A 3,381-nucleotide genomic window follows, 5' to 3' on the forward strand; every position below is an offset into this window, starting at 1 on the left:
TTGTCTACCTTATGGAAAACAAAAATGCAGAAGATTTGCGCACTCCGACCGGCGACTTTGTGAATGTTGGAACCGGAAAGGAGCTGACAATCAAGGAACTTGCCGAAACAATACGTGAAGTCGTTTATTCAGATGTCGCGAAGAATGGAAGAACCTGCCGGATTGAGTGGGATTCCTCAAAGCCGAACGGAACTCCAAGGAAACTCTGCGATGTAACCCGCCTGAACAACCTAGGCTGGAAGGCAAAAGTCGATGTCCGCAAGGGAATTGAAATCAGTTATGACGACTTTCTGCATGGGAAGGTGAGGAAGTAAACATCATTTTTTTAGCAAAATAAAAGTAAAAGGCTTCGGTAATGTTTTTTTTACTGAAACCTTTTTTATTTTAACATCAAGAAAAAATTTGCCTAATTTTTAGTTGTCATTTACTTTATTAAAAATCTGTCATTCTTTATAAATTTTTCTAGGCTTTCTTGCCATTCAGGAATTTTAAATTTCAGCAATGTTTGAATTTTATCTTTGCTTAAAACTGAATATGCCGGGCGTTTTGCGGAGCATGGATATTCTTCGGTTGTGCAGGAATTTATAGCGCAGTCCTTTGTGATTCTGCCGTACTTTTTTCCAAGTTCATATATTTTTTTTGTAAAATCGAACCAAGTCGTTTCACCTAAATTTGTAAAATGATAAACTCCATAAGGCAGAGCTGATTTTTTTCCAAACAGGCTTTTTGCTTTTTCTGATGTGGATATAATTTTTAAAATTGCAGAAGCCAAGTCCACAGCGCAAGTCGGAGTTCCTTTTTGATCGCAAACAACACTGACTTCATCTTTTGAATTCATCGCTTTTGTCATTGTGTAGACAAAATTTTTTCCATCGAATCCGTAAAGCCATGCAGTACGCAAAATATAGTACTGGGTCATTTCTTTTTCCACAAAATCTTCGCCTGCCGCTTTTGTCCTTCCATAAACTGAATCCGGGCATTTCAGCATATCTTCTGTATATGGAAAATTTCCCGTTCCGTCAAAAACATAATCTGTTGAAATGTGAATCAGTTTTGCGCCAAGCTCACGTGTAATCCTTGCAATATTTTTAGGACCTTCAGCATTAAGTTTTTCTGCAAGCTCAGAATCTTCTTCAGCCTTGTCTACGGCAGTGTAGGCGGCGCAGTTTATTACCCAAGTTATTTTTTCTGGAACAGTTCCTCGGGCAACAGAAATTCCAGTTCTTCCGGCGGCCGTTCCATGATTATGAGCAAATTTTGAAAGCTCTGCAGGATTTGTTATGTCAACATCTCTGTCGCTTCCGATCCAGTCAATTTTATTTTCTGTAAGCTGCTTAGCAATTTCACTTCCAAGCATTCCTTTGCAACCGATAAGCCAAACCATTTTTTGCTCCAAAGTAATAAAACGCTTTTACTGTTTTTCCTTGAATTTTTTTACAACGTCTCTAACAGAAGAACTCGCGCCTTTTTTCATAATAAGGATTTTACCATTTTTCACAACAACAATCAAATCCTGCACTCCGCAAAGGGCAACCGGCATATCGGAATAGACAAAGTTTCCGCCGCTTTCAACTGAAATAAATTCTTCTTCACCTTGCTCAAAATATTTTTCAAATGAATCCCAGCTTCCAACATCATCCCAGCTAAAAGAAGCTTTTACACAAACCGCATTCTGAGTCCGTTCGGCAACTGCATTATCAACTGCAATTGATTTTACAGAACTGTAGGCTTCATTAAGAGGCTGCCAGTTTTCTATATATTTTATCGAATTTAAAAGTTTTATTTTTGGAAATTCAGCAGTGTCAAAAATTTTAAAAGTTTCATACATTTCGCTTTCGTACTTTTTAATTTCAGATTCAAAAAGCAAATTTGAAAATCCAAACATTCCGCTGTTCCAGGCATATTTTCCGCTTGCAAGATAAACCTTTGCAGTTTCCAAGTCAGGCTTTTCCTTGAAGCTTGCAATCTTTAAAACTGAATCTTCAGAGTCCAAAGACTCTCCCATGTTTATATAGCCAAACCCAGTTGAAGGCTCGTAAGGCGGAATCGCAAAGCACACGAATTTTCCCTGATGCGCAAAATCCGCAGCTTTCTTGCAGTCCGAAACAAAATTTTCCAAAGGTGAAATAACTTGGTCGCTTGTCAAAACCAAAATCAAATGCTCTTTTTTTTCCGCAAGCTCAAGAAATTTGCAGGCAAGCAAAAGAGGAGGGCAAGTGTGCCTTGAGCAAGGTTCTGCAATTACATACAAATCGTCTTCTATTTTCTTTTTCTGCTGCTCGGAAACTTTTTCTTTTAATGCTTCAACTTGTTTTGTAAGCTCTGCGCAAATTTCAGGACGTGAAATAATCAGAATTTTTCCAGAAGGCTCAACAGCCAACGCTCTTATAACTGCGTTCTGCAAAAAAGAAATTCCGTCTGCAAAAGCCATAAACTGTTTTGGAAATTCCGGAGTTGAAGCAGGCCAAAGTCTTTCGCCAAATCCGCCGGCAAGAATCACAACATCAGTAAAATTCGAATCTTTCATTTTGTTATTGCTCCTGCATTTTCTGCTTTTCCATTTTTGCAAAGAAATAGGCGCAGAAAGTTTTTATTCTGTTCATAAAAGATGTATCAACACGGTCTCTAAGAAAAAAAACGCTTGGAGCTTTTACCGCTCCGATTCCGTAAAGAATCCATTTATCTTCCGATTTGAAAATCACAATTATCGACTTCATATTTCCCGGGCTAACGCAATTGAATTTGTCGTAGTAGCGCATTGTTGAAAGATTTGTTGACTCATAGTAATAATATCCGTCGTTTCTTTCAGAAGTGATTTTCATTGGAACAAGACCAAAAGGTTTCATTTCAAAATCAGCATTTACAATCTGAATGTTTTCATCTTCTTGCGTTGATTTTATTTCCGCGGAAGTATACAAGTCATACCATTCTTCTGCTCGCTCTGAATAATAAGGAATTCCAGCATAAGACGGAATGTCCATCACAAGCGAAGAAAAATTTTCAAGAAGATTCTCATTGCCTTCATAAGGATATTCTTTTATGACTTCGGCAAAATAAGCAGGCTTAAGGTTGCTGACGGTTTCCATAGCTTTTTTCAAGCCCGGATTTTCACCTTTCATGCACATCTTCTTGTATGAGCCTGTGTTTTTAATTATAGTTTTTCCGTTGTTCAAAGACTCAATATCTTCAGCTGACAAATTTTTATTATAAGGCGATTCTGAAAAAACGCCGGCAAAAGCAGCAGAAAATAAAGCAAAAGCAAAAATATTCTTAAAAATAGATTTCAATGTTTTCCCCTATAAAAATAAAGACTAGTTATTATAGTAAATAAAAATCAAACTTGCAAGGTTACATAAGGAATTGTAGAAGACTTGCGCTAAT

3 protein-coding genes and 1 pseudogene are annotated in these 3,381 nt (G+C 37.3%); 1 reads left to right on the forward strand and 3 read right to left on the reverse strand.

All coding sequences use genetic code 11. The features are described 5' to 3' along the window. Positions 1-314, forward strand: a pseudogene (locus B4C08_RS08050) (GDP-L-fucose synthase); the annotation flags it as partial. Between the two features lie 110 nt (positions 315-424). Here B4C08_RS08050 and rfbD read toward each other — a convergent pair. Genes rfbD through B4C08_RS08065 form a run of 3 tightly spaced genes read right to left on the reverse strand, consistent with a single transcriptional unit; the run spans position 425 to position 3,287 of the window. Further along, positions 425-1,384, reverse strand: a complete 960-nt coding sequence (gene rfbD / locus B4C08_RS08055) for a dTDP-4-dehydrorhamnose reductase (RefSeq protein WP_296664313.1) — start codon at positions 1,382-1,384, stop codon at positions 425-427. 27 nt (positions 1,385-1,411) lie between these two features. Next, positions 1,412-2,527: a mannose-1-phosphate guanylyltransferase gene (locus B4C08_RS08060; protein WP_296664314.1), complete on the reverse strand. Its 1,116-nt coding sequence runs from the start codon at positions 2,525-2,527 to the stop codon at positions 1,412-1,414. A 4-nt stretch (positions 2,528-2,531) separates the two neighbouring features. Further along, complete coding sequence (locus tag B4C08_RS08065; protein ID WP_296664315.1) at positions 2,532-3,287, reverse strand: DUF6675 family protein; 756 nt, start codon at positions 3,285-3,287, stop codon at positions 2,532-2,534. Positions 3,288-3,381 lie beyond the last annotated feature (94 nt).

The organism is Treponema sp. UBA753 (assembly GCF_002297325.1).
Classification (GTDB): Bacteria; Spirochaetota; Spirochaetia; order Treponematales; family Treponemataceae; genus Treponema_D.